The sequence below is a fragment of the Stenotrophomonas maltophilia genome, from assembly GCF_900186865.1.
Lineage (GTDB): Bacteria > Pseudomonadota > Gammaproteobacteria > Xanthomonadales > Xanthomonadaceae > Stenotrophomonas > Stenotrophomonas maltophilia.
This window is the reverse complement of the sequence record NZ_LT906480.1, coordinates 411,242-434,865: the sequence shown is the minus strand read 5'-3', so window position 1 is coordinate 434,865 and position 23,624 is coordinate 411,242. Positions and strand designations below refer to the sequence as shown.

Below are 23,624 nucleotides of genomic sequence, written 5' to 3'. Positions count from 1 at the left end.
TCAATAATTTATTCTTGCTTTCGATGCCAAAAGGAATAAATATTCCAACAGGCATTCGAGGAGGGTGTGCACCGCATGAGCCTGGCTTCCCGCGAACCGCACCGGCGTTGGCCGCGCCGGTTGACCCTGGCCCTGTGCCTGCTGGCCGCACCGGCCTTTGCACAGGCGGCACCACCGCCCGACCCGGGTGCGCCGCTGCCCTATGTGATCGGCCTGCACGAGGCCTACCTCACCCCGCAGTACTGGGCCGCGCGCCTGGACAACGCTGATGCGCCGATTCTGGATCGCGCGCAGATCGAGGCGCAGAACGCGCGGATGCGGGCGCAGGACAACCATATCCAGGACATCGCCACACTGCCCGCCCAGCTTGATGCGGCGACGGTGCGTGCCAGCATCAGCGCGCTGTCCAGCTGGCCCACGCGTGCACTGTTCAACGAGACGGGCCAGGCCATCGCTCCCGCGCTGCGCAGCGGCATCGAAGCCAACCTCGGCCTCGATGCGATTCCTGCCCAGGTGGCACCGGCCTATGGGCTGGTGGTGAAGCGCGCGGCACTGCGTACCTTCCCCACCCGCGAGCGCGTCTTCAGCACCGCCGGTGACACCGACATCGACCGCTTCCAGGAATCGGCGCTGTTCCCCGGCGACAAGGTCGCGGTGGTTCACCGCAGTGCCGACGGCCGCTGGCTGTTCGTGCACAGCGAGCGCTACAGCGCGTGGATCGAAGCCGACGCCATCGCCAGCGGCGACAAGGCCACGGTGCTCGGCTATGGCGCGAAGGGCCCGTACCGCATTGTCACCGGCGCCACCGCGCAGACCGCCTACACCCCGGAGGAACCGCGCGTATCGCGCCTGCAGCTGGACATGGGCGTACGCCTGCCGGTGCTGGCCGACTGGCCTGCGTCAGAGCCGGTGAACGGCCAGCAGGCGCATGCCTCGTGGGTGGTGCAGTTGCCGGTGCGCGAGGCCGATGGGCGTCTGAAGCTCGTACCGGCGCTGCTGCCGCGCTCGCAGGACACCGCCGCCGACTACCTGCCACTGACCCCGCGCCTGCTGCTGCAGCAGGCCTTCAAGTTCCTGGGCGAACGCTACGGCTGGGGCCATGACTACGACACCCGTGACTGCAGCGGGTTCGTCTCCGAGATCTACCGCAGCTTCGGCGTGCTGCTGCCGCGCAATACCAGTGCACAGGCGGTCAGCCCGGCACTGGATCGCCTGCCGTTCACCGACAAGGTCGGCAAGGCCGCGCGCGACCGTGCGGTCACCGAACTACAGGTCGGCGACCTGGTCTACATCCCCGGCCACGTGATGATGGCCATTGGCCACGTCGACGGCCGCACCTGGGTCATCCACGATACGGCGGGCGGCAGCTGGTTCGGTGCCGACGGCAGACGTGTGCAGGCCCATCTCAATGGTGTTTCGGTCACGCCGCTGGAGCCGATGATGGCCAGCGATACCGTCCGCTACATCGACCGCATCACCAACATCCAGCGCCTGCGGGCCAAGACTCCTGAATGAAGATCACCGCCATCGAACTGGGCATGCTGCGCGTGCCGCTGAAGACGCCGTTCAAGACTGCCCTGCGCACGGTGGAAACCGTGGAAGACGTGGTGGTGCTGATCCGCACCGACACCGGCAACACCGGTTACGGTGAAGCCCCGGCCACCGCGGTGATCACCGGCGATACGCACGGCTCGATCATCGAAGCGATCCGCCACTTCATCGCCCCGCGCCTGATCGGCCAGGACGTGGTCAACCTCAACCATCTGTGCACGCTGGTGCAGACCGCGATGGAGCGCAACACCAGCGCCAAGGCAGCGGTGGAGATCGCGCTGTACGACCTGTGGGCGCAGCTGCACGGTGCGCCGCTGTACCAGATGCTCGGTGGTGGCGACCCGGTGATCACCACCGACATCACCATCAGCGTGGACTACATCGACAAGATGGTGGCCGATTCGCTGTCGGCCATCGAGCGCGGCTTCGAGTCGCTGAAGATCAAGGTCGGCAAGGACATCGGCCTGGACATCGAACGGGTCAAGGCGATCCATGCCGCCGTGGAAGGCCGTGCCCTGCTGCGCCTGGATGCCAACCAGGGCTGGACCGCCAAGCAGGCGGTGCATGCGATGCGTACGCTGGAAGAGGCCGGCGTGGTACTGGAGCTGCTGGAACAACCGGTGAAGGCCGCCGACATCAGCGGGCTGAAGTACGTCACCGACCGCGTCAACACGCCGGTGATGGCCGACGAAAGCGTGTTCAGTCCCAGCCAGGTGATGGACCTGATCCAGCAGCGCGCGGCCGACATCATCAACATCAAGCTGATGAAGACCGGCGGCCTGTCGAATGCGATCCGCATCGCCGACATCGCCGGCATCTACGGCGTGCCGTGCATGATCGGCTGCATGATCGAGTCGAGCATCAGCGTGGCCGCCGCCGTGCACCTGGCCGTGGCCAAGAGTGATGTGATCACCAAGGTTGACCTCGACGGTCCCTCGCTGGGCCAGTTCGACCCGGTCAGCGGCGGCGTGCATTTCAACGAATCGGAGATCAGCATCAGCGACGTGCCGGGGCTGGGCATCACCGAAGTACGCGGGCTGGAGATGCTGGGGTGATTTGCGCCTTGCGGCTGGCTTGGTCCTCAACTGATCCTGGGTCGCGCGTTACTTTTCTTTCCGCGGAAAGAAAAGTAACCAAAAGAAACGCTCCGCCGGCCGCGAGCCGACGTGCTGCGCACGCCGGTGCCCTGCGCTCCTCGGTCCGCCGAGGGACGGCGCGGAACTCGCTGCGCTCAGACACCCGCGCCTCTTCGCCCTCGCCGGACCTGCGGTGCTCGGCTCGCTTGAAGGCGGACTCAACGACAGCTCCGGGTAGATCCACGCCACGCGTGGATGCTCCTGCTTCTGCTCTACCTCGTATCCTCTTCGCGGCTGGCACGCGCGCGATCTGTCCGGGGTCGGGCGGGCGGGGCTTGCGGGGGTGTCCGCCGCATGGATGCGGCGGCCAAGCCTACACGGACGTACTTGCGGCGTCCCCCGCAAACCCCGCCCGCCCGAGCCACCACATAATCTGCTCTACGCTGCCAACCGCAACGCGCCTATCCATGTCCGGACGCCCCGCATGCCGCCCCTGCTGAAGATCCGTTCCGAGCGCGGGCAGATGTCGGCCATCGAGCGCCGCATCGCCGACTTCATCCTCGACAACGCCCACCTGCTGCGCGACTACTCGTCCCAGCAGCTGGCCAGCGCGCTGGGCATCAGCCAGTCCAGCGTGGTGAAGTTCAGCCAGAAGCTCGGCTTCAAGGGTTACCCGGACCTGAAGTACTCCATCGGCCAGGATGTCGCCCGTGCTGGCGCCGATCCGCAGCAGGCCCCCAGCGAACCCGACAGCGGCGACGACTACCTGCGCCTGGGCGACACCCTGCGCCGCAGCAAGGCGCAGGCCGAAGAGGAAACCCGCCAGGCCAACCCACGAGAGGAAATCGAGCGCATCGTGCAGCTGCTCGACGGCGCGCCCAAGCTGTTCGTGTACGGCCTAGGTGACGACGGCCTGTATGCCCGCGAGTTCGCCATGCGGCTGTCGCTGCTCGGCCTGCTGGTGGTGCCACATACCGACCCGATCCTGATGCTGGCCAACCTGTCGGCCGCGCGCCCCGGCGATGCGCTGCTGGTGTTCTCCGAATTCGGCAACCTGCCGCAGCTTTCGCAGCTGTCGCGCCAGTTCCAGGACATGGGTGGCAAGGTGATTTCCATCACCCGCCATACCGCCAACCCGCTGCGCGCGCATGCTGACGCAGCGCTGGTGGTGTGTGCGCACGAGCGCACGCCGCAGGTCGCGCAGCTGCTGTACCGTAGCGCCATGCACGCCCTGCTCGATTTCCTGTTCGTGCTGCTCTGCCACACCAATCCGGACCGCCAGCAGCAGCTGGCGGTGAACCTGGAGCGGATCGACCACCTGCTGGATTCCTGACCGGAGCACCTGTTGATGAAATCGCTGGTCCGTCTCGCTACCGCTGCACTGCTGCTTGCCGCGGCGGTATCCGTCCACGCTGCGCCGCTGCAGGGTGCACGCCAGCTGATCGTGGTCACCAGCGAAAGCTGGGACAGCACACAGGGCCAGCTGCAGGCCTATGTGCGTGATGGCAAGGGCTGGCACGCACATGGAGAGGCGTTCCCGGTGGCACTGGGCCGCACCGGCAGCGCCTGGGGCCTGGGCCTGCACCCGGCGCAGGCCGATGGCCCGCAGAAGCAGGAAGGCGATGGCCGCAGCCCGGCAGGCGTGTTCGCGCTCGGCAGCGCGTTCGGCTATGCCGTCACCCGCCCCGGCACCGCCATGCCCTACCAGCCGATGCTCGACAGCAGCTACTGCATGGATGTGCCGGCGTCGCCCTTCTATAACCGCATCGTCGACGCGAAGAAGGTCGGCAAGGCAGCTGTGGAAGGCTCCACCGAGCCGATGCGTCTGGATCTGCACAACAGGGGCGACGTGCGTTACAAGGAAGGCTTCGTGATCGCCCACAACCCGGACAACCAGCCCGGCAAGGGCAGCTGCATCTTCGCCCATCTGTGGCGCCAACCCGGTGAGGCCACGGCCGGCTGCACCGCCATGCCGCAGGCCCGCATGCAGGCCCTGCTGGACTGGTTGCGGCCGCAGGATGCGCCGCGCTTCGTGCTGCTGCCGCGCGCCGAGTACACGCGCCTGCAGGCCCAGTGGCAACTGCCCGCACTGCGCGGAGACGCCCGTTGAGCGCGCAGGACGAACCGCAGCTGCAGCGCGCGGTCAGCCGCTGGCAGATCGTCGGCCTGTCGATCAACGATGTGATCGGCAGCGGCATCTACCTGCTGCCGGCCGCCACCGTCGCCCTGCTCGGCCCCTTCAGCCTGTGGGGCGTGGTCGCCGCCGGTATCGTCGTGGCGCTGCTGGTGCTGTGCTACGCGCAGGCCGCCAGCTATTTCGACGAGCCCGGTGGCAGCTACCTGTATGCACGCGAGGCGTTCGGGCGCTTCGCCGGGTTCGAGATCGGCTGGATGATCTGGCTGACCCGCATCAGCTCGGCGGCCGCACTCAGCAACGCGCTGGCCGATGCGGTCGCGCGTTTCTGGCCGTGGGCCGGTGCCGGCATGGGGCGCATCGCGGTGATCGTGGTGTCGCTGGGCTTCCTCACCGGCGTCAACATCATCGGCGTGCGCTCGGCCGCGCGCACCGGCGTGGTGCTGGTGATCGGCAAGATGTTGCCGCTGCTGCTGTTCGTGGCCATCGGTGCGTTCTACATCGACCCGCAGCTGGCCTTCTCCGGCCAGCGCCCCGACCCGCACGACCTGCAGCGCATGGGCGAGGCCGCGTTGCTGCTGCTGTACGCCTACGCCGGCTTCGAGAACATCCCGGCCGCCGCCGGCGAGTACCGTAATCCGCGTCGCGATATTCCGTTCGCGCTGATCACCATGATCATCACCGTCACCGTCATCTACGGCGCGGTGCAGGTGGTGGCACAGGGCACGCTGGCCGGCCTGGCCAGCTCGGCCACGCCGCTGGCCGATGCCGCTGCCGGCTTCGGCGGCGAAGCACTGGCGCTGATCCTCACCGTAGGCGCGACCATCTCCATCCTCGGCACCAACAGCAACACGATGATGATGGGCCCACGCTTCCTGTTCGCACTGGCCCGCGATGGCTATGGGCCGAAGATCCTGGCGCAGGTGCATCCGCGCTTCCACACGCCGGCCGCGTCGATCCTGTGCCAAGGCCTGATCGCGCTGGGCCTGGCCCTGTCCGGTTCGTTCGTGCAGCTGGCCCTGCTGTCGATGACCACGCGCCTGTTCGCCTACATCGGAACGGCCGCTGCGGTACTGGTGCTGGCCAAGCGCTATGCGGACCGGCCGGGCGCACTGAAACTGCCGGGTGGCCCGCTGATTCCGGTACTCGCGCTGCTGCTGTGCCTGGCGCTGTTCGCCAGTGCCAGCTGGCAGAACATCGCTGCTGCGCTGGTGGCGTTCGCCATCGGCGCGGTGATCTACAAGCTGCCGCGAAAAGATGCCGACGCCGGATGACCGATAGCGCCGGGCCATGCCCGGCGGATTGATCTGGTGATCACGCTGCCGGACCGGGCCGTTAACCGCCACGCAGGCAGGATCAGGCTTCGTCCACAACGGAGCCTTCCATGACCGAGTACCAGATCCCCGGCCGCGTACCGGACGACAGCACGCCGCGCGATGCGGTCAGCAACTACTGGCGCGAACGCTACACCGCCGAACCGTACTACGACGACCAGCTGTTCTTCGAGGACTATGAACCGGCTTACCGCATCGGCCATGCCGCGCGTACGCAGGACATGATCCGCGCCTACGAACAGGTCGAAGCTGAACTGGAGTCGCGCTGGGCCAGCGAGCGTGGCCGCAGCCGGCTGGAATGGGCGCAGGCACGCAATGCCGTGCGCCGTGGCTGGGAGGATGCGCAGTTGGCGGATCCGCGGTTGAAGCGATAACGCCATGCTTTTGTCGGGCCGAGCCTACGCTCGGCTCGACTCCACAAACGCCGCACGACAGCCGAGCATGGGCCCGGCTCTACACATTCACTCCTGTTCCGGCAGCGGCGGCACGACCGCGCTGCGCTTGCTCTCACCGCCACCGGCGGCGATCAGGTCGCGGGTGTTCTTCTGCACCGCCACCGCGCCGAACAGCGACAGTGCATACGCCATGCCGTAGAAGCCCTTCTCGCTCGGTGCCAGCGTGGCATTCCACAGGCCAACCAGCAGCAGCATCAACGCCGACATCAGTGCGAACCAGCACAGCGCGTAGTACAGGCCACTCACCGGAATGCCCTCGACGCGGTCACGCACGCTCTTCTGCAGCGACACCGCCGCGAACAGGCCGAACAGCAGCAGGGTCAGGTAGTAGCCCTTTTCGTTGAGCGCCATCGTGGCGTTGAACAGACCGATCAGGTAGGCCGCCGCACCCAGCAGCAGGGCCACCCATGAGGCGGCGATGAAGGCGGTGGAGGGCTTGTGGGGCATGGCAGTGTTCATTGCAGATCCTTGGCAGGCAGACGGGCACGCTTTGCCCGGGCGTGCCCACCCTAGACGATCCCGCCGCGCTCGCACAGGGGTCGCAGGACCTTCGGGCCACGACGCTCACGGCGCCGGTGGTATACAAGGGACAGCCCGGCCATCCGCATCCCCGCACTGGAGATACCCATGACCCGCACGCCCCTGCTGCTCGCCCTCGGCCTTGTGCCGATCCTTGCCACCTCCGCCTGCAATGCCGCCGACCCGGCCGCCAACGGCGCCCAGACCGCAGCGCCCGCAGCCTCCACCACTGCCGACCAGCGCCCGTTCACCGCCACCGAAATCAGCCGGTTCGACCAGCCGTGGGCGATGACCTTCCTGCCGGACGGCAGCCTGCTGGTCACTGAAAAGCGCGGCAAGCTGCAGCACCTGGACCTGGCCAGCGGCCAGAAGCATGAGATCACCGGCGTTCCGAAGGTCGCTTACGGCGGCCAGGGCGGCTTCGGTGACGTGATCCTGCACCCGCAATTCGCCAGCAACCACGTGGTCTATCTCAGCTATGCCGAGGAAGGCACGCTGGACACCCGCGGCGCTGCCGTGGCCCGTGCCACGCTGGCGCTGGATGCCAACGGTGCCGGCCAGCTGAAGGACCTGAAGGTGATCTGGCGACAGAGCCCGAAGGTGAGTGGTGAAGGCCACTACGGCCATCGCCTTGCTTTCGGCCCGGACGGCAAGCTGTGGATCAGCTCCAGCGAGCGCCAGAAGTTCGATCCGGCGCAGGACATGGGCGGCAACCTCGGCAAGATCATCCGCCTCAACGAAGATGGCAGCCTGCCTGCCGACAACCCGTTCGCCTCGCAGGGCGGCGTGGCCGCGCAGGTGTGGTCACTGGGCCACCGCAACATCCTCGGCATGGCCTTCGATGCCAACGGCAAGCTGTGGGCACACGAGATGGGCCCGGCCGGCGGTGACGAGCTGAACCTGATCGTGCGCGGCGCCAACTACGGCTACCCGATCGTTTCCAATGGTGACCATTACGACGGCCGGCCGATTGCCGACCACAGCACCCGCCCGGAATTCGCCGCGCCGAAGGTGACCTGGACGCCGGTGATCTCGCCGGCCGGCTTCGTGATCTACAGCGGCAACCTGTTCCCGCAGTGGAAGGGCAGCGGCTTCATCGGCGGCCTGTCCTCCACCTCGCTGGTGCGCGTGGCTTTCGACGGCGACAGCGCGCGCGAAGCCGAACGCTTCAACATGGGCGAGCGGATCCGCGAAGTGGAACAGGGCCCGGATGGCGCCCTGTGGCTGCTGGAAGACGGCAGCAAGGCGCGCCTGCTGAAGCTCACCCCGAGCACCTGAGGTAGTGCCGGCCGCTGGCCCGCACGTTTGTCCGCAACGGCCCCGCACGCGGGGCCGTCTGCGTTCATTGGATGGTGATGACCTTCACCTCGGTCTTCGTGCAGGCCTGGTCCAAGCACTGCCCGTTCAACCACACCTGGCCGCTGCCGATCATCACGCCCTGCTGGTTGACGAACACCTTGCCGAAATCCTGCTCGGACACCGCCTTGACCACCGCCGGGGTGATGATCTTCTCGTAGTTGCGCTGGAACTCACCGGGGCCGGTGATCTTCTTTCCGCCACCGACGTTCAATGGAAAGCGCACTTCCTCGACCACCGCAGCGCGATCGCCGCCAACCACGGCGGCCTTGAACGCATTGAAGACCTTCTCGAACTGCGCCGCATCGCCAAGCAGCGTTTCGATGCGCGCGCGTGCGTCTTCGGCGGGCGCTTCCGCTACGGGCGCGGCCGGTGCCGAAGCAGCGGGTTCAGTGGCAGATGCCGCAGGCGTTGCCGGGGCGCTGGCCTCCATCGGCGGCGGTGCATCCGCCGCAGGCTCGGCCGGCGGTGCCGCCGGCTGCGAACAGGCGGCCAGCATCAGGGCGGGAATCAGACAAGCCATCCGGCGCATGCGCGCACTCCATCGAAACAGGGAGCCCGATGGTAGCGCCGCCGCGGTGAGGACAACAAAAGGGGACGGAGGGGATTAAGTCGTCAGTGGCACAAACGACTTAATCCCCTCCGTCCCCTTTTTCTTCGATCAGGCCTTCAGCAGCTCGAACTGCACGGCTTCGCCGGCCGCCGAGGACGCGCAGACCCACAGGTCGAAGTGGCCCGGTTCGGCACGCAGCACGCCGTCGCGGCCGGTGAAGGCCAGCTGCTCGCGGGTGAGGGTGAACACCACGTCGGTCGACTCGCCTGGCTGCAGTGCCACCTTGCGGAAGTCCTTCAGTTCACGCACCGGACGCACGCGGCTGGCCACGCGGTCGTGGATGTACAGCTGCACCACTTCCTCGCCGGCCACGTCGCCGGTATTGGTCAGCGTAGTGGTGATGGTCAGGGTGTCGTCCCAGCCGAGCTGCGCCACACTCAGCTGCGGCACGCCGTAGGCGAAGGTGGTGTAACCGATGCCGTGGCCGAACGGGTACAGCGGCTCGTTCGGAATCTCGCGCCAGCGAGCCTTGAACTCCGACATGGTCGGCAGTTCCGGGCGACCGGTGCGCGGGTGGTTGTAGAAGTACGGCTGCTGGCCGGACACCTGTGGGAAGCTGACCGGCAGGCGGCCGGACGGGCTGTAGTCGCCGAACAGCACATCAGCCACGGCATGGCCGGTCTGCGTGCCCAGGTACCAGGTGACCGCCACCGCGTGCGCGTTGCGCACCGCGCCCTGCAGTGCCAGCGCACGGCCGTTGCGCAGCAGCACCACCAGCGGCTTGCCGGTCATCGCCACCGCCTCGGCCAGTGCCTGCTGTGCCGGCGGCAGGGTGATCTCCACGCGCGACTGCGCTTCACCGCTGTAGCGCTGCGGTTCGCCCAGCGCCAGCACCACCACGTCGGCGCGCAGCGCGGCAGCCACCGCTGCTTCGGTGCCGCCCGGAATGGCAGTTTCCAGTTCGCAGCCCGGCACGATCTCCAGCAGCGCTTCATCGCCGATGGCGGCGCGCACGCCGGTTTCCAGGTCCACGTAACGCTGCTTGTCGCCGAACAGGGTCCAGCAGCCTTCAATGTTCTCGCGGTCCTGCACGAACGGGCCGATCAGCGCGATCTTCTGCCCGGTCTTCTGCAGCGGCAGCACGTTGTCGCGGTTGTTCAGCAGCACGATCGAACGGCGCGCGGCATCGCGCGACAGTTCGTCATGCGCGGCGAGGTACGAGGTATCGGCTTCGCGCGCCGGGTCCAGCGAACGGTACGGGTCGTCGAACAGGCCGATGGTTTCCTTCAGCCACAGGATGCGGCGCACGCCCTCATCCAGCACCGCCATCGGCACCTCGCCGCTCTCGACCAGGCCCGGCAGGTGCTCGGCGTAGAAGCCGCTCTGCATGCTCAGGTCCAGGCCGGCGGTGAACGCCTTGGCGGTGGCATCGCGGTCGTCGGCGGCATAGCCGTGCGCGACCAGTTCCATATCGGCGGTGTAGTCGGAGATCACCACGCCCGGAAACTTCCATTCACCGCGCAGGATGTCGGTCAGCAGTTCGGCGTTGGCACTGGCCGGCACGCCATTGATGTCGTTGAACGAGGACATCACGGTGATCGCGCCGGCGTCGAAGGCGGCCTTGAACGGTGGCAGGTGCACATCGCGCAGGGTCTGCGGCGAGATGTCCACCATGTTGTATTCCATGCCGGCCATCACCGCGCCATAGGCGGCGAAGTGCTTCGGGGTGGCCAGCAGCGAATCGGCGGCGCGCAGGTCGCTGCCCTGGAAGCCGCGCACGCGGGCGGCGGCGAACGCACAGCCCAGCACCACGTCCTCACCGGCACCTTCGGCGCCACGGCCCCAGCGCTGGTCGCGGGCGATGTCCACGGCCGGGGCATAGGTCCAGTGCAGGCCCGCGGCGGTGGCTTCGATGGCGGTGGCGCGCGCGGTGCGCTCGGCCAGCGCCGGCTCGAAGCTGGCGGCCTCGCCCAGCGGGATCGGGAACACGGTGCGCATGCCGTGGATGACGTCGGCCGCCAGGATCACCGGGATGCCCAGGCGGCTCTCTTCGGTGGCGACCTGCTGGATCCGGCGGCCCAGTTCGGCGCCCACACCATTGAACAGCGAGCCGACCTTGCCCTCGCGCACCTGCTGCAGCACCTGGTCGGCATTGCGCACGTTGGCTTCCGGGTTCACGTCCGGGGCGAACGGGCGGACCATGTCCGCGAAGACACCCAGCTGGCCGACCTTTTCCTCGACGGTCATCTGGGCAATGAGGGATTCGATGCGATCGGAGGCCACCGGCAGTCCTTGATGAAAACGTTTACAAGCCCGGCATTCTAGCGATCCCGGGCGATTTGGCGAGGGGTTTTTTCATTCAGTTTCAGCCACCAGCGGGGTCCGTATGGCCCCGCCGGGGGCACCGCAGCTTACTCCGAGCCAGCCAGCTGGCGCTGCCCGGCCATCAACATGGCGTCGCTGGAGGCTTGGAATACCCGCAGGCCGAAGGCCGGCAGGATCGCCAGCAGGTGGTCGAAGATGTCCGACTGCACCGCCTCGTACTCGCCCCAGGCGGTGCTGCGGGTGAAGCAGTACAGCTCCAGCGGCAGGCCTTCGGTGGTCGGCTGCAGCTGACGGACCAGCAGGGTCATGTCGGTATGGATGCCCGGGTGGCTGCGCAGGTAACGCTCCACATAGGCCCGGAAGGTACCCAGGTTGGTCACCCGGCGGCTGTTGACCTCGGCCACGCCCTGCTCGCGCAGGCGCCCGTTCCACTGCCCCAGCTCCTGCTCCTTGGCCTGCAGGTAGTCGCGCAGCAGCGCGAATTCACCGAGGAAGGCCAGGTCGCCCTCATCCAGGAAGCCGACGCTGTGCTGGTCCAGGTACAGCGCGCGCTTGATCCGGCGGCCACCGGCCTCCTGCATGCCGCGCCAGTTCTTGAACGACTCGGTCACCAGTTTCTTGGTCGGGATGGTGGTGATGGTCTTGTCGAAGTTCTGCACGGTGATGGTGTGCAGGGCGATGTCGATCACATCACCGTCGGCGTTCTGGCTGGGCATCTCGATCCAGTCACCGATGCGCACACGACCATCGCCACTGATCTGTACGCTGGCCACCAGCGACAGGATGGTGTCCTGGAAGATCAGCATCAGCACTGCGGTGGCGGCGCCGAGACCGGTGACCAGATAGCGGAGGTCGACGCCGGCCAGGGTGGCAACGATCGACAGGCCGGCGATCACGAAGATGACGATCTTGGCGACCTGCAGGTACCCCTTGATCGGCTTGTTGCGTGCCTCGGGGCGGCGCTCGTAGAGATCATTGGCCGCATCCAGCGCATGCGAGATGGCCAGCACCACGGTCAGGATCGCCCACGCCTGGCAGGCGCCGATGATGAAGCTCACCAGCCCCGGCGGCAGGTCCGGCACGATGCGGATGCCCGAGGCGATCACCTGGCTGGGCACCACGTTGGACAGACGCGAGATCACCCGCATCAGGTGGCTGCCGCGGCCGGTATCAGCGCCCGGCAGGCGGCTGAGCAGGCGTCGCAGCCCGCGCAGCAGGATGCGCTTGGTCACCCAGTTGGCCAGGCCAGCGGCGATCAGCAGCGCCGAGATCATCAACGCCAGGTAGGCGCCAGGATAGGGTTCCAGTGTGTTCTGCAGCCGTTCCAGCCACTGTACCGCCACCACCGCGTCCACCATCGGTTGTCTCCTGTCTGTTTCGTTGTTGCCAAGGTTGCCGGCCAGCGGCCGGCACTACCGGGGTTGCTGGCCAATGGCCGGCGCGACCGGGTCAGTCCCGCGTGCGTTCGATGATCACGCCCACCGCGCGCGCGCCGCGCACCGCGCCCGGCTTGCTCAGCTTCAGGCGCAGCCACTTCACGTCGAATTCGTCCAGCACGATCTGCGCGCAACGTTCGGCCAGGGTCTCGACCAGGCCGAACTCCGACTCGCGCACGAACTGTTCCAGGCGCTTGCTCACCGCCTTGTAGTTCAGGGTGTGGGCGATGTCATCGGTGGCTGCGGGGCGACGGTTGTCGAAGCCCATTTCCAGGTCGAACACCAGGTCCTGGCGGATCCGCCGCTCCCAATCGTAGATGCCGATCAGGGCGTCGATCGTCAGCCCCTCGATGAAAACCTTGTCCATTGCGGTTACCAGCCGAATACAGACGGCCATGGTACCGGCACGGCGGTGAGCCTGCCCGGAACGGGCGGCGGGCCACCGGCGTGGGGCGGTCCGGAAAAAACAAAGGGCCCTGCTAGCGGGGCCCTTTGGTACCTCTCAACGTCCCCGGGGGGAGCTGGAATCCAGCCGCGAGTCCCGGAGCACACGATGCAGATCGTGACGTTCATTTCCTCTACGGTCCAGAGTCAATCACGACATACTGGAGGAAGCCCAAGGCGATACAGGAATTTTGCCGCCTGACACGGCGGCATTGCCCGATATCACGCCTGCGGCAACCAGCGCAGGCTAGTGATCCGCCATGTGGTCCCGTATTTGATGAGAGAGCAACGAATCCTGCAGGCAGCGCTGTCACGCCCACGGTGGGCGACGTACAAACGCATTGCATACCGGCACTGTTTGGACGCCGCCTCACTTTACGTATGGAACATGCAGATGTGCGGCGCGCTGCTATCTCCCCTGCACGTCTGTGAAATCGTAATCCGCAATGCGGTGGCCGCGGCGCTGGCGCATACCTTCGGGCGGCGCTGGCCCTGGCATCCCGCACTGCTGCAGCGGATGCCAGCAGATGGCGCGTTGTCGGCCTTGCAGGATATCCATAGACAGGCAGATCCTCGGATGGACACTCCGGAGATCATCGCCAGTCTTCGTTTCGCTTTCTGGCAGCAGCTTTTCACGCGGCGCTTCGAGGGAGCCGTCTGGGCGCGGGGCTTGAAGATTGCGTTGCCGAACGCGCCACAGGATGCTCTCAGCGTGGTCCGCACGAACATCCATGCTGACCTCGACCGCATCCGCCACCTGCGCAACCGCATCGCCCATCACGAGCCCATCCTCGAGCGCGACATCGGCGCCGACCTGGCCGCGATCGGGCGGCTGATCCATGCCCGCTGCCCACACACGCTGGGCTGGCTGCAGCGCCATGAGCGGGCGACAACCGTGCTGGCGGCGTCGCCGTTGGCAGTGCATCGGTAATGCGTCCGCCGGCCGTGGCCCGACGCTACCGGTTCACACCGCCGGCAGGGTCGCCATGTCCCAGCGCGGGGTCACATCCACTTTCGGCGGGCTGTGCTGGCCAGCCTGCAGGCGCAGCGCGCCGGCGAAGGCGATCATCGCGCCGTTGTCGGTGCACAGTGCCGGCCGCGGGAAGCAGGCACGGCCGCCGAGGCGCTCGGCCATCTGCTGCAGGCGGGCGCGCAGGCGCTTGTTGGCGCCGACACCGCCGGCCACCACGATCACGTTGGTGCCCGCTGCTTCCAGCGCGCGCTCGCACTTGATCGACAGGGTCTCGACCACCGCATCTTCAAAGCCACGGGCGATGTCGGCTCGGGTCTGCTCGCTCTGGTCGCTGTCGCGCCAGGCCATCAGGACCTGGGTCTTCAGGCCGGAGAAGCTGAAATCCAGCCCCGGGCGGTCGGTCATCGGCCGCGCGAAGCGGTACGCGCCCGGCGTGCCCTGCTCGGCCAGCCTGGCCAGCTGCGGGCCACCGGGGTACGGCAGCCCCATCAGCTTGGCGGTCTTGTCGAAGGCCTCGCCGGCCGCGTCATCCAGGGTCTCGCCCAGCAGGCGGTATTGGCCGATCGCATCCACCGCCACCAGCTGGGTATGGCCACCGGACACCAGCAGTGCCACGAACGGCGCTTCCGGCGGGTCGTCTTCCATCAGCGGGGCCAGCAGGTGGCCTTCCATATGGTGTACGCCCACGGCCGGTACCTCCAGCGCCCAGGCCAGCGAACGCGCCACGCCTGCGCCTACCAGCAGCGCACCAACCAGGCCGGGACCGGCCGTGTAGGCCACGCCGTCGATGTCGTCTACGCCAAGGCCAGCTTCTGCCAGAGTCTGGCGCACCAGCGGCAGCAGCTTGCGGACGTGGTCACGGCTGGCCAGCTCTGGCACCACACCCCCGTATTCGGCGTGCAGGGCGATCTGGCTGTAGACCGCATGGGCGCGCAGGGCCGCGCTGCCGGACAGGCCGGTGTCATACACCGCCACGCCGGTCTCATCACAGGAAGATTCGATGCCAAGGACTCGCATGCCTGCTATTATGACGCCCCTGCCGCCCCCTCGGGGGATGTGCAGATCTCACTGCTTTCGAACTTCCGGCCCGTATTCAGGGTTGGCCGCTTGCAGTTTGTCTATTCGCCGCTATAATGTGCGGCTCGCCGGGCGTGACCCGGTTCTACTGTGTCCCGGAGATTCCATGCCCAGCGTCAAAGTCCGCGAGAACGAGCCCTTCGAGTTTGCTCTTCGCCGCTTCAAGCGCACTTGCGAAAAGGCCGGTGTGCTGGCCGAAACCCGCAAGCGCGAGTTCTACGAAAAGCCGACCCAGGAGCGCAAGCGCAAGGCCGCCGCTGCTGTGAAGCGTCAGCTGCGCCGCTCGTCGCGCGACGTCACCAAGCGTCAGCGCCTGTACTGATCGGACGCATCTTCATTGCGGCGGGCCTGCCTGTCGCGATGGAGCCGAAGCCGGCACGCGCGAGCGTCGCCGGCTTTTTGCGTTTCCGGGTTCGGGCATCCGCCCCCGCCCCACCTACCACCACGAGGTTCCTCATGAGCATGAAGCAGCAGCTCACCGAAGACATGAAGGCCGCCATGAAGGCGGGCGAGAAGCACAAGCTGGGCGTGATCCGCCTGATCAATGCCGCCATCAAGCAGCGCGAAGTGGACGAGCGCATCGAACTGGACGACACCGCCGTGATCGCCGTGCTCGACAAGATGGTCAAGCAGCGCAAGGACTCGGTCAGCCAGTACGAAGCCGCCAACCGCGAAGACCTGGCCGAGATCGAGCGCGCCGAGATCGTGGTCATCGAAGCCTACCTGCCGGCCAAGATGGGCGAAGCCGAGATCGTGGCCGCCATCCAGGCCGCCATCGCCGAAACCGGCGCCTCCGGCCCGGCCGACATGGGCAAGCTGATGGGCGCACTGAAGCCCAAGCTCGCCGGCCAGGCCGACATGGGCCTGGTCTCCAAGCTGGTCAAGCAGCTGCTGGCGTAATCCAGCACTTGCGGTCGGATCCCTTCCGCGACACGGAAGGGCTCTGACCCCATTGATGCACCCGCTTCACCGCACCTTCGTCGGTCGCCTGCTACAACCGCACACATGGTTGAACCCGAGCCCAACGTTCCCGTGTCACTGCGCAAGTACATCAAGCGCCTGCAGGACAGCTTCCCGATGGCGGTGGCCAAGCGCTTCATCGACGTCGACGTGCTGACCCAGGCAGCTTCCGTCTCCTTCTACGCCCTGCTGTCGATGGCACCGTTGCTGGTGCTGCTGCTGTGGCTGACCGCCTCGCTGTACCCACCGGCCCAGCAGGCACTGATCGACCAGATCAGCTCGGTGGCCGGCAGCAGCGCGGCTACCGTGGCCGAAACCGTTCTGCAGAACGCCGACAACCAGCCGGATGTCGGCTCGCTGGCGGGTGTGTGGAGCACGCTGCTGCTGTTCGTCGGCGCCACCGCCGTGTTCGCCCAGCTGCAGAACGCACTGAACCTGATCTTCCGCACCAGCGGCGAGCGCCTGGAAGGGCTCAAGGCCTGGCTGCGCAAGCGCGTGTTTTCTTTCGGCGTGGTGCTGGCGCTGGGCTTCCTGCTGATCCTGTCGATGACCGCCACCACGGTGCTGCAGGTGGCCTTCGCGCAACTGCCCTCGATCCTGCCCGCGCTGGGGTACGTCACGAGCCTGCTGCTGTACGCAGTCGGCTTCGCCTTCATGTACCACTACCTGCCCGACCGTCGCGTGGCGTGGCGCCAGGCCTTCATCGGCGGCGTCATCACCTCGGCACTGTTCGCACTGGGCCGGTACGGCATCGGCGTCTACATCGCCACCGTGGCCCCCGGCAGTGCCTACGGCTCGATGGGCGCGCTGGTGATCTCGCTGGTCTGGATCTACTACGCCACCGTCGTGTTCTTCGTTGGCGCCCTGATGACGGCGGTGATCGATGAGCGCCTGCGCGCGCGTCATCACCTGGCCGCAGCCGGCATTGATCCGGCAACCGCCAGCCAGGTGCCCGACAGGGGGTAAACTAGGCCAACCGCCCCGGTTCCGTCGCGTGGTCCTGCACCGCGCCCTGCCCTGTTGCCCATGGCCCGTATCCCCGACGCTTTCATCGACGACCTGCTCGCCCGCACCGACATCGTCGAGGTGGTGGGCAGCCGCGTGCCGTTGAAGCGCCAGGGCAAGGAGTACGCCGCGCGCTGCCCGTTCCATGACGAGCGCTCCGCGTCGTTCACGGTCTCGCCCACCAAGCAGTTCTATCACTGCTTCGGCTGCGGCGCGCACGGCACCGCGATCAGCTTCCTGATGAACTACGACCGCCTCGAGTTCCTCGACGCGGTGGATGAGCTGGCCAAGCGCGCGGGCATGGAAGTACCGCGCAACGAGAACCCGCGCAGCCCCCAGCAGCAGGACGACAGCCGCGAGCTGTATTCGGCACTGGATGCCGCCGCCCGGTTCTTCCAGAAGAACCTGGAAGGCAGCGACAAGGCACGCAGTTACCTTGATGGCCGTGGCGTGGACGAAGAGAACCGCGCGCGCTTCCAGATCGGCTACGCCCCGGACGGGTACAGCGGCCTGCGCGATGCACTGGGCAAGGACGAGCGGCGCATGAAGCTGCTCGACCGCGCCGGCCTGTTCTCCAAGAACGATCGCGGCCATGTCTACGACAAGTTCCGCGACCGGGTGATGTTCCCGATCTTCGACCGCCGTGGCCGGGTGATCGCCTTCGGTGGCCGCGTGTTCGAGAAGGACGACGGCCCCAAGTACCTCAACTCGCCCGAAACCGCGCTGTTCCACAAGGGCCGCGAACTGTACGGCCTGTGGCAGGTGCGCCAGGCCAACCAGAAGATCGAGCGGCTGATCGTGGTCGAGGGCTACATGGACGTGGTCTCGCTGTTCCAGTTCGGTGTCACCCAGGCGGTGGCAACACTGGGTACCGCAACCACGCCGGACCATGCCGAGCTGCTGTTCCGCAACGCGCCGGACGTGTTCTTCTGCTTCGACGGCGACGCCGCCGGCCGCCGCGCCGGCTGGAAGGCGCTGGAGTCGGTGCTGCCGCGCATGAAGGATGGCCGCCAGGCCTTCTTCCTGTTCCTGCCCGATGGCGAAGACCCGGACACCATCGTGCGCAAGGAAGGCGCCGAGGCCTTCAACGAGCGCCTGAAGCAGGCCACGCCGCTGTCGCAGTTCTTCTTCGATGAACTGACCCGCGAGATCAACCTGGGCACGCTGGACGGCAAGGCGCGCCTGGCCGAACGCGCAAAGCCGATGCTGGCGCAGATTCCCGACGGTGCCTTCGGCGACCTGATGAAGCAGCAGCTGGCGCAGCTGACCGGGCTCGGCGGCAACGCCCAGGCTGCACGCACGCCGATGCCGCAACGCCAGCCTTCGCGCACGATCCAGCCGGTGGCCAGGCGCAGCCTGGTGCGCGGCGCGATCGCCGTGCTGCTGCAGCAACCCTCGCTGGCGCTGACCTTGGGCGGCAAGCATCACTTCCAGGGCCTGCGCCTGCCCGGTGTGGAACTGCTTCTGGAGCTGCTGGGGCTGGTCGAACAGCGCCCGGACATCAGCACCGGCGCCCTGCTGGAACACTTCGACGGCCGCGAGGAACAGGCCTCGCTGCATACATTGGCCGCACAGACGCTGCCCGGCACCGAAGCCAGCTGGACCCAGGAACTGCACGACGCGGTGGCCCAGCTGGAGAAACAGCTGCTGGTGCAACGTCTGGATGAGTTGTTGGCAAAGCAGCGCCAGCAGGGTCTGGACGATACTGACAAATACGAACTGCGCGAGCTGTTGAAGGCCCGCGCCGGACTGCGCTTGTAGCGGCAGGACGTTTTCACGGAGAGGACCATGCTGCTGCGCCTGACCTGCCTGCTGTTGTTGTCGCTCTGCCTGCCACTGACGGCCCTGGCCGAAGACGTGCCTCTCAACGAAGTCCGTCCCGGCCTGTATGCCGGTGGCCAGCCCAGCGCCGCACAGCTGCAGGCCCTGGCCGCACGGGGCGTACGCACGGTGATCGACCTGCGCCAGCCTGGCGAGGACCGGGGTTTCGATGAAATCCACGCGGCCGAATCGCTGGGCCTGCGCTATGTGCGCATTCCGGTGGCCGGCGCCGAGGGCCTGGATGCGGCCAATGTGCGCGCCGTGCACCAGGCCCTGCAGCAGAGCCAGGGGCCGGTGCTGCTGCACTGCGCCTCCGGCAACCGCGCCGGTGCCGTGCTCGGCCTGGTCAATGCCCGCTATGAACATGCCAGCCCGGAGCAGGCGCTTCAGCTCGGCCAGCGCGCCGGCCTGAAGTCGCTGGAAGCCGCCACCCGCCAGCGCTTGGCCACACCGGTCACCTCGCCCTGAACCACCCTCCGCACCAAGGACTCTGCCCACCATGACCCGCTGGTGGTCGCGCCTGCGACCGGACAACTTCACCCTCGCCCTGCTGTGCACCGTCGGCCTGGCCTCGCTGCTGCCGATGAAGGGCGCCGCTGCCATCGTGCTCGACGATGTCACCACCGTCGCCATCGCCGCGCTGTTCTTCCTGCATGGCGCGCGCCTGCCGCGCGAGTCGATCATCGGCGGCATGCTGCACTGGCGGCTGCACCTGACCATCCTGGCCTGCACCTTCCTCCTGTTCCCGCTGCTGGGGCTGATGTTCAAGCCACTGTCGGGCTGGCTGCTGACTCCGGAGCTGTACCTGGGCGTGCTGTTCCTGTGCACCCTGCCGTCCACCGTGCAGTCGTCCATCGCGTTCACCTCGATGGCCCGCGGCAACGTGCCGGCAGCGGTGTGCAGCGCCTCGCTGTCGAGCATCCTCGGCGTGTTCCTGACCCCACTGCTGCTGACCGCGCTGGCCGGCACCTCCGGCGGCGTGCATGACCCACTGCACGCGATCGGCGGCATCATGCTGCAGCTGCTGGTGCCGTTCGTGGCCGGCCACCTGCTGCGGCCGTGGATTGCCGGCTGGGTGGAGAAGCAGCGCGCGCTGCTGCGCTACACCGACCAGGGCACGATCCTGCTGGTGGTGTATTCGGCGTTCGGCGAAGCGGTGACCGAAGGGTTGTGGAGCAAGACACCGCTGCTCTCGTTGCTGGCCGTGGCCGTGGTGGCTGCAGTGCTGCTCGGCATCGCCATGCCGCTGATCACCTTCATCGCCCGCCGGCTGCGCTTCAACCGCGAGGACGAGATCGCCATCGTGTTCTGCGGCTCGAAGAAGAGCCTGGCCACCGGCGTGCCGATCGCCAAGGTGCTGTTCGCCGGCGGCAGCCTCGGCGCGATCGTGCTGCCGGTGATGATCTACCACCAGATCCAGCTGATCGTCTGCGGTGTGATCGCGCAGCGGTATGCGCGGCGCAAGCCCTGACAGGGCACGCGGGTTGTTCCGGGTAGACCATCCACGCATGGCGTGGATCTACTCCAAACCACGGATGGCGTGAACCACCAGTAGATCCACGCCATGCGTGGATGGGTTGCCTGACGCTACGGATCCACGAGCGTGCCGACGCTCAGCTCCGGCATCCACACCCACAGGTCGTACACCCGTTCCGCATGGGTATCGCCCCGCGGCCGCGGGGCCACCTGCTCTGGAAGTGGCCGCGCCATGCAACGGTCCGCGCACGCCCACGCCTGGCCACGCAGCGCACCCAACCGCACGCTGTAGATATCCAGGTCCCGCAGCTGGGAGGCCATCGGCCGCCTCTGCATTTCCGGTGGCATACCTTCCGGCCGCCGCAGCATGGCGTGGACATTGCCAGTCAGCACCAGCATGCGTGCATTGTCTGGCAACTCTCGATAGAGCCGTCGCAACTCGGCTGCCATGAAGTCATCGCGCGCCTGGTTGCCGTCACTGCTGGCATTGACGTCATAGCCAACCACTTCGATCACGCGCCCCTGCGTCTTCAGCACACGCAGGCCTTCGATCATCGCCAGCATGTCGCGGCTGCGGCGACCATCATGCTGGTCATCGCGCACGGTCCAGAACGCGCGGCCGTGCAGGTGCCGGCGCGCCCTGGCCCCGCCATCGGATTCCAGATATTCGCGCAGCACAGGGTTCTCGGCGCGTGGCAGTTCCAGCGCCATCAGGACCGGGCCGTTGCGGCTGTAGTCGTCCACCAGCTGGCGTACCAGCAACGGGGTCTCGCGGGTGCCGTGGAATTCGCCCAGTACCAGCAGGCGGTGCTCACCGGCATGCTGGCGGATCTGCGCGGCGGTGTCATCGGCATGCGCGGTGAGGGCTACACCCAGCGCCAGCAGCAGCGCGGTGGTCCAACGGACGATCGAATGCATCCCTGCGCCTTCCTTTCCTTTGCGGTCAGGAACAGCAATGGCGACGCAGCAACCGCGGTTCAAGTAGATCCACGCCGTGTGTGGATGCTCCCGCCATCAGACCGGGCCTGAGTCGAGCGTGGCTCGACTCTACAAAGGGCAGCCCCTCACAGCCAGGGCAGGATCCAGTGGTCCACCAGCAGGAAGGCGAACAGCGCCATCAGGTACACGATGGAGTAATAGAACATCTTCATCGAGAACAATTCGTCCGGCGGGTTGAGCATGCGCCAGGCATACCAGAGGAACACCGCGTTGAGCACGATCGCGCCGCCCAGGTAGAACGCACCGCTCATGCCCACCAGGTACGGCAGCAGGCAGACCAGCGCCAGCACCACCGAATACACCATGATCTGCTTGCGGGTATGCACCACGCCGTGGGTCACCGGCAGCATCGGGATCTCTGCCTTGGCGTAATCCTCGCGGCGGAAGATCGCCAGCGCCCAGAAGTGCGGCGGGGTCCAGATGAAGATGATCAGCACCAGCAGCGACGAGTACGCCCAGTCCGACGAGCCCTGCATGCCGGTCACTGCGGCCCAGCCCAGCATCGGCGGCATCGCGCCGGCCAGGCCACCGATGACGATGTTCTGCGAGGTCGCACGCTTGAGGTACACGGTGTAGATCACCGCGTAGCCGATCAGCGAGGCGAAGGTCAGCACGGCGGTGATCAGGTTCACCCACAGCACCAGGATGGTCATCGACAGCACGATCAGCACGCCGGCAAACACCAGCACCTGCCATGGCTTGACCTTGCCCACCACCAGCGGACGCCACGAGGTGCGCGCCATCTGCGCATCGATGTGTGCGTCCAGCAGCTGGTTGATGGCGGCTGCGGCCGAGGCCGCCAGCCAGATGCCGAGGAAACCGAGCACGCCGGCGCGCACCTGCTCCCAGCTCGGCACGCCCGGAATGGCCAGGACCATGCCGACCAGGGCGGTGAAGACGATCAGGGCAACGACCTTGGGCTTGGTCAGGTCCCAGTACTGGCGGTAATTGGAAAACATGGAATCAGTCCGGGGCGCGCAGGCGGGCCAGCAGGCTGACCAGCACGAACAACAGGGCAACGGCCACGCCGTTGTGGGCCACCGCCACTTCCAGCGGCAGCGCCAGCTTCACGTTGAGGATGCCGAGGGTGACCTGCAGCACCAGCAGCGCGATCAGCGCGCTGGCCCAGCCACGCATGCTCGGCAAGCGGAACAGGCGCACGCCCAGCCACAGCAGGTAGACGGCCACCACCACCGCGAACAGCCGGTGCGCCATCTGGATGGCGATACGCGAGGCGCCATCCAGCACTCCGCCTTCGTAATCCACGCCGATGCCGCGCCACAGGGTGAAGCCTTCGACGAAGTTGTGCTGCGGCCACCACTGGTTGGCACAGCGCGGGAAGTTGTCCAGCGAGGCGCTGCCGCCGCCGCAGGCCAGCGCCGCGTAGTTGGCACTGACCCAGCCGCCCAATGCGATCTGGGTGACCAGCACCGCCACGCCGATGCGCAGCACCCACTTCAGCTTCGGTGCTTCGGCCAGGGTGATCGGCATGTGCGTGGCGCGCCAGGCCATCCAGACCAGCAGCGCGAACATCAGCATGCCGCCCAGCAGGTGCCCCATCACCACGATGGGCTTGAGCAGCAGGGTCACCGTCCACATGCCCAGCAGGGCCTGGAAGATCACCACGGCCAGGGTCAGCAGTGCAGCGCGCGCCAGGTCGATGTTGCTCCAGCGCAGCGCGGCGATCAGCAGGATCGCCTCGCCGATCAGAGCCAAGGTACTGGCGGTGCCATGCCAGCCCATCATGTACAGCGGTATGCCGGCGGCCACCAGCACGCAGGCGGTCACCACCGCCGTGCTTCCGAATCGCCGCTTGCGCGTGGCCAGCAGCGCCAGGGTCAGGATCTCGATGCCCAGTGCGCCGGCCAGGAAGCGGTGCACCTGTTCACGCCAGGCCTTGTGGGTCTCCAGCGGGCGGATCTCCGCCGCCGGGTGGCCGATGGTCTCTTCCACGTGCTGCGGCCAGGTGGCCTGGCCATAGCAGGTCGGCCAGTCCGGGCAGCTCAGGCCGGCATCGGACAGGCGCACGAAGGCGCCGAACATGATCGTGCTCGCGGTCATGATCATGGCGAACCACGCCAGGCGGTGGAAATTGCGGTGCAGCGCCGGACGCGCGGAAAGGCTCATCAA

At 67.0% G+C, this 23,624-nt stretch carries 23 protein-coding genes; 14 read left to right on the top strand and 9 right to left on the bottom strand.

All coding sequences use genetic code 11. From position 1 onward, the window contains the following. The first annotated feature begins 75 nt into the window (after positions 1-75). The 6 genes from CKW06_RS02090 (at position 76) to CKW06_RS02065 (ending at position 6,469) form a co-directional block, all read left to right on the top strand. Complete coding sequence (locus CKW06_RS02090) at positions 76-1,515, top strand: C40 family peptidase (RefSeq protein WP_024957150.1); 1,440 nt, start codon at positions 76-78, stop codon at positions 1,513-1,515. Then, positions 1,512-2,606 carry a dipeptide epimerase gene (locus CKW06_RS02085; protein ID WP_005412042.1) on the top strand — a complete coding sequence of 365 codons (1,095 nt, stop codon included), beginning with the start codon at positions 1,512-1,514 and terminating at the stop codon, positions 2,604-2,606. The genes CKW06_RS02090 and CKW06_RS02085 overlap by 4 nt, the downstream gene beginning before the upstream one ends. A 505-nt stretch (positions 2,607-3,111) precedes the next feature. Then, the gene (locus CKW06_RS02080) at positions 3,112-3,960 is read left to right on the top strand and encodes a MurR/RpiR family transcriptional regulator (protein ID WP_005407816.1); all 849 of its coding nucleotides are present in this window, start codon (positions 3,112-3,114) and stop codon (positions 3,958-3,960) included. A gap of 15 nt (positions 3,961-3,975) precedes the next feature. Further along, positions 3,976-4,737 (top strand): L,D-transpeptidase family protein, encoded by a 762-nt coding sequence (locus CKW06_RS02075; RefSeq protein ID WP_024958191.1) that lies wholly within the window; start codon positions 3,976-3,978, stop codon positions 4,735-4,737. Next, the gene (locus CKW06_RS02070) at positions 4,734-6,035 is read left to right on the top strand and encodes an APC family permease (RefSeq protein ID WP_005407814.1); all 1,302 of its coding nucleotides are present in this window, start codon (positions 4,734-4,736) and stop codon (positions 6,033-6,035) included. Before CKW06_RS02075 ends, CKW06_RS02070 begins: the two co-directional genes overlap by 4 nt. 110 nt (positions 6,036-6,145) lie before the next feature. Further along, positions 6,146-6,469, top strand: coding sequence for a hypothetical protein (locus CKW06_RS02065; protein ID WP_024958190.1), 324 nt, complete (start codon positions 6,146-6,148; stop codon positions 6,467-6,469). Between the two features lie 87 nt (positions 6,470-6,556). Here CKW06_RS02065 and yiaA read toward each other — a convergent pair whose 3' ends face one another. Further along, a complete protein-coding gene (gene yiaA, locus CKW06_RS02060) occupies positions 6,557-7,009 on the bottom strand; it encodes an inner membrane protein YiaA (RefSeq protein ID WP_024958189.1) in 453 nt (150 codons plus the stop codon). Positions 7,010-7,177: 168 nt separating this feature from the next. Here yiaA and CKW06_RS02055 point away from each other — a divergent pair, with 168 nt between their 5' ends. Further along, the gene (locus CKW06_RS02055; RefSeq protein WP_024958188.1) at positions 7,178-8,347 is read left to right on the top strand and encodes a PQQ-dependent sugar dehydrogenase; all 1,170 of its coding nucleotides are present in this window, start codon (positions 7,178-7,180) and stop codon (positions 8,345-8,347) included. A 64-nt stretch (positions 8,348-8,411) separates the two neighbouring features. Here the strand turns inward: CKW06_RS02055 and CKW06_RS02050 are convergent, their stop codons facing one another. From CKW06_RS02050 to folB, 4 genes are all read right to left on the bottom strand, one after another. Further along, on the bottom strand, positions 8,412-8,957 hold the full coding sequence (locus CKW06_RS02050; RefSeq protein WP_024958187.1) for a hypothetical protein: 546 nt from the start codon (positions 8,955-8,957) through the stop codon (positions 8,412-8,414). Between the two features lie 129 nt (positions 8,958-9,086). Next, positions 9,087-11,261, bottom strand: coding sequence for a glycoside hydrolase family 3 N-terminal domain-containing protein (locus tag CKW06_RS02045; RefSeq protein WP_024958186.1), 2,175 nt, complete (start codon positions 11,259-11,261; stop codon positions 9,087-9,089). 128 nt (positions 11,262-11,389) lie between these two features. After that, positions 11,390-12,661, bottom strand: coding sequence for a mechanosensitive ion channel family protein (locus tag CKW06_RS02040; RefSeq protein ID WP_005407808.1), 1,272 nt, complete (start codon positions 12,659-12,661; stop codon positions 11,390-11,392). A 91-nt stretch (positions 12,662-12,752) separates the two neighbouring features. Next, positions 12,753-13,106 carry a dihydroneopterin aldolase gene (gene folB / locus CKW06_RS02035; protein ID WP_005407807.1) on the bottom strand — a complete coding sequence of 118 codons (354 nt, stop codon included), beginning with the start codon at positions 13,104-13,106 and terminating at the stop codon, positions 12,753-12,755. Positions 13,107-13,460: 354 nt separating this feature from the next. Here folB and CKW06_RS02030 point away from each other — a divergent pair, with 354 nt between their 5' ends. After that, on the top strand, positions 13,461-14,114 hold the full coding sequence (locus CKW06_RS02030) for a hypothetical protein (protein ID WP_024958185.1): 654 nt from the start codon (positions 13,461-13,463) through the stop codon (positions 14,112-14,114). Between the two features lie 33 nt (positions 14,115-14,147). Here CKW06_RS02030 and tsaD read toward each other — a convergent pair whose 3' ends face one another. Further along, a complete protein-coding gene (gene tsaD / locus CKW06_RS02025) occupies positions 14,148-15,173 on the bottom strand; it encodes a tRNA (adenosine(37)-N6)-threonylcarbamoyltransferase complex transferase subunit TsaD (RefSeq protein WP_005407805.1) in 1,026 nt (341 codons plus the stop codon). A gap of 166 nt (positions 15,174-15,339) precedes the next feature. On the opposite strand from tsaD, the gene rpsU reads away from it, so the two are divergent. The 6 genes from rpsU to CKW06_RS01995 all read left to right on the top strand — a co-directional run bounded on the left by rpsU (position 15,340) and on the right by CKW06_RS01995 (position 20,490). After that, positions 15,340-15,555: a 30S ribosomal protein S21 gene (gene rpsU / locus CKW06_RS02020; protein WP_002808376.1), complete on the top strand. Its 216-nt coding sequence runs from the start codon at positions 15,340-15,342 to the stop codon at positions 15,553-15,555. Between the two features lie 134 nt (positions 15,556-15,689). Then, positions 15,690-16,133: a GatB/YqeY domain-containing protein gene (locus CKW06_RS02015; RefSeq protein ID WP_005412032.1), complete on the top strand. Its 444-nt coding sequence runs from the start codon at positions 15,690-15,692 to the stop codon at positions 16,131-16,133. 105 nt (positions 16,134-16,238) lie between these two features. Then, positions 16,239-17,159 (top strand): YihY/virulence factor BrkB family protein, encoded by a 921-nt coding sequence (locus CKW06_RS02010; protein WP_024958184.1) that lies wholly within the window; start codon positions 16,239-16,241, stop codon positions 17,157-17,159. A gap of 60 nt (positions 17,160-17,219) precedes the next feature. Then, complete coding sequence (dnaG, locus tag CKW06_RS02005) at positions 17,220-18,959, top strand: DNA primase (RefSeq protein WP_024958183.1); 1,740 nt, start codon at positions 17,220-17,222, stop codon at positions 18,957-18,959. A gap of 27 nt (positions 18,960-18,986) precedes the next feature. Continuing rightward, the gene (locus tag CKW06_RS02000) at positions 18,987-19,487 is read left to right on the top strand and encodes a protein tyrosine phosphatase family protein (protein ID WP_024958182.1); all 501 of its coding nucleotides are present in this window, start codon (positions 18,987-18,989) and stop codon (positions 19,485-19,487) included. Positions 19,488-19,518: 31 nt separating this feature from the next. Continuing rightward, a complete protein-coding gene (locus CKW06_RS01995; protein WP_005407800.1) occupies positions 19,519-20,490 on the top strand; it encodes a bile acid:sodium symporter family protein in 972 nt (323 codons plus the stop codon). A gap of 116 nt (positions 20,491-20,606) precedes the next feature. On the opposite strand, the gene CKW06_RS01990 is transcribed toward CKW06_RS01995, so the two are convergent. The 3 genes from CKW06_RS01990 to CKW06_RS01980 all read right to left on the bottom strand — a co-directional run bounded on the left by CKW06_RS01990 (position 20,607) and on the right by CKW06_RS01980 (position 23,621). Next, positions 20,607-21,413 (bottom strand): hypothetical protein, encoded by an 807-nt coding sequence (locus CKW06_RS01990; RefSeq protein ID WP_024958181.1) that lies wholly within the window; start codon positions 21,411-21,413, stop codon positions 20,607-20,609. Between the two features lie 146 nt (positions 21,414-21,559). Further along, positions 21,560-22,453 carry a heme o synthase gene (gene cyoE / locus CKW06_RS01985; RefSeq protein ID WP_005407798.1) on the bottom strand — a complete coding sequence of 298 codons (894 nt, stop codon included), beginning with the start codon at positions 22,451-22,453 and terminating at the stop codon, positions 21,560-21,562. A 4-nt stretch (positions 22,454-22,457) separates the two neighbouring features. Next, the gene (locus CKW06_RS01980) at positions 22,458-23,621 is read right to left on the bottom strand and encodes a COX15/CtaA family protein (RefSeq protein ID WP_005407797.1); all 1,164 of its coding nucleotides are present in this window, start codon (positions 23,619-23,621) and stop codon (positions 22,458-22,460) included. Positions 23,622-23,624 lie beyond the last annotated feature (3 nt).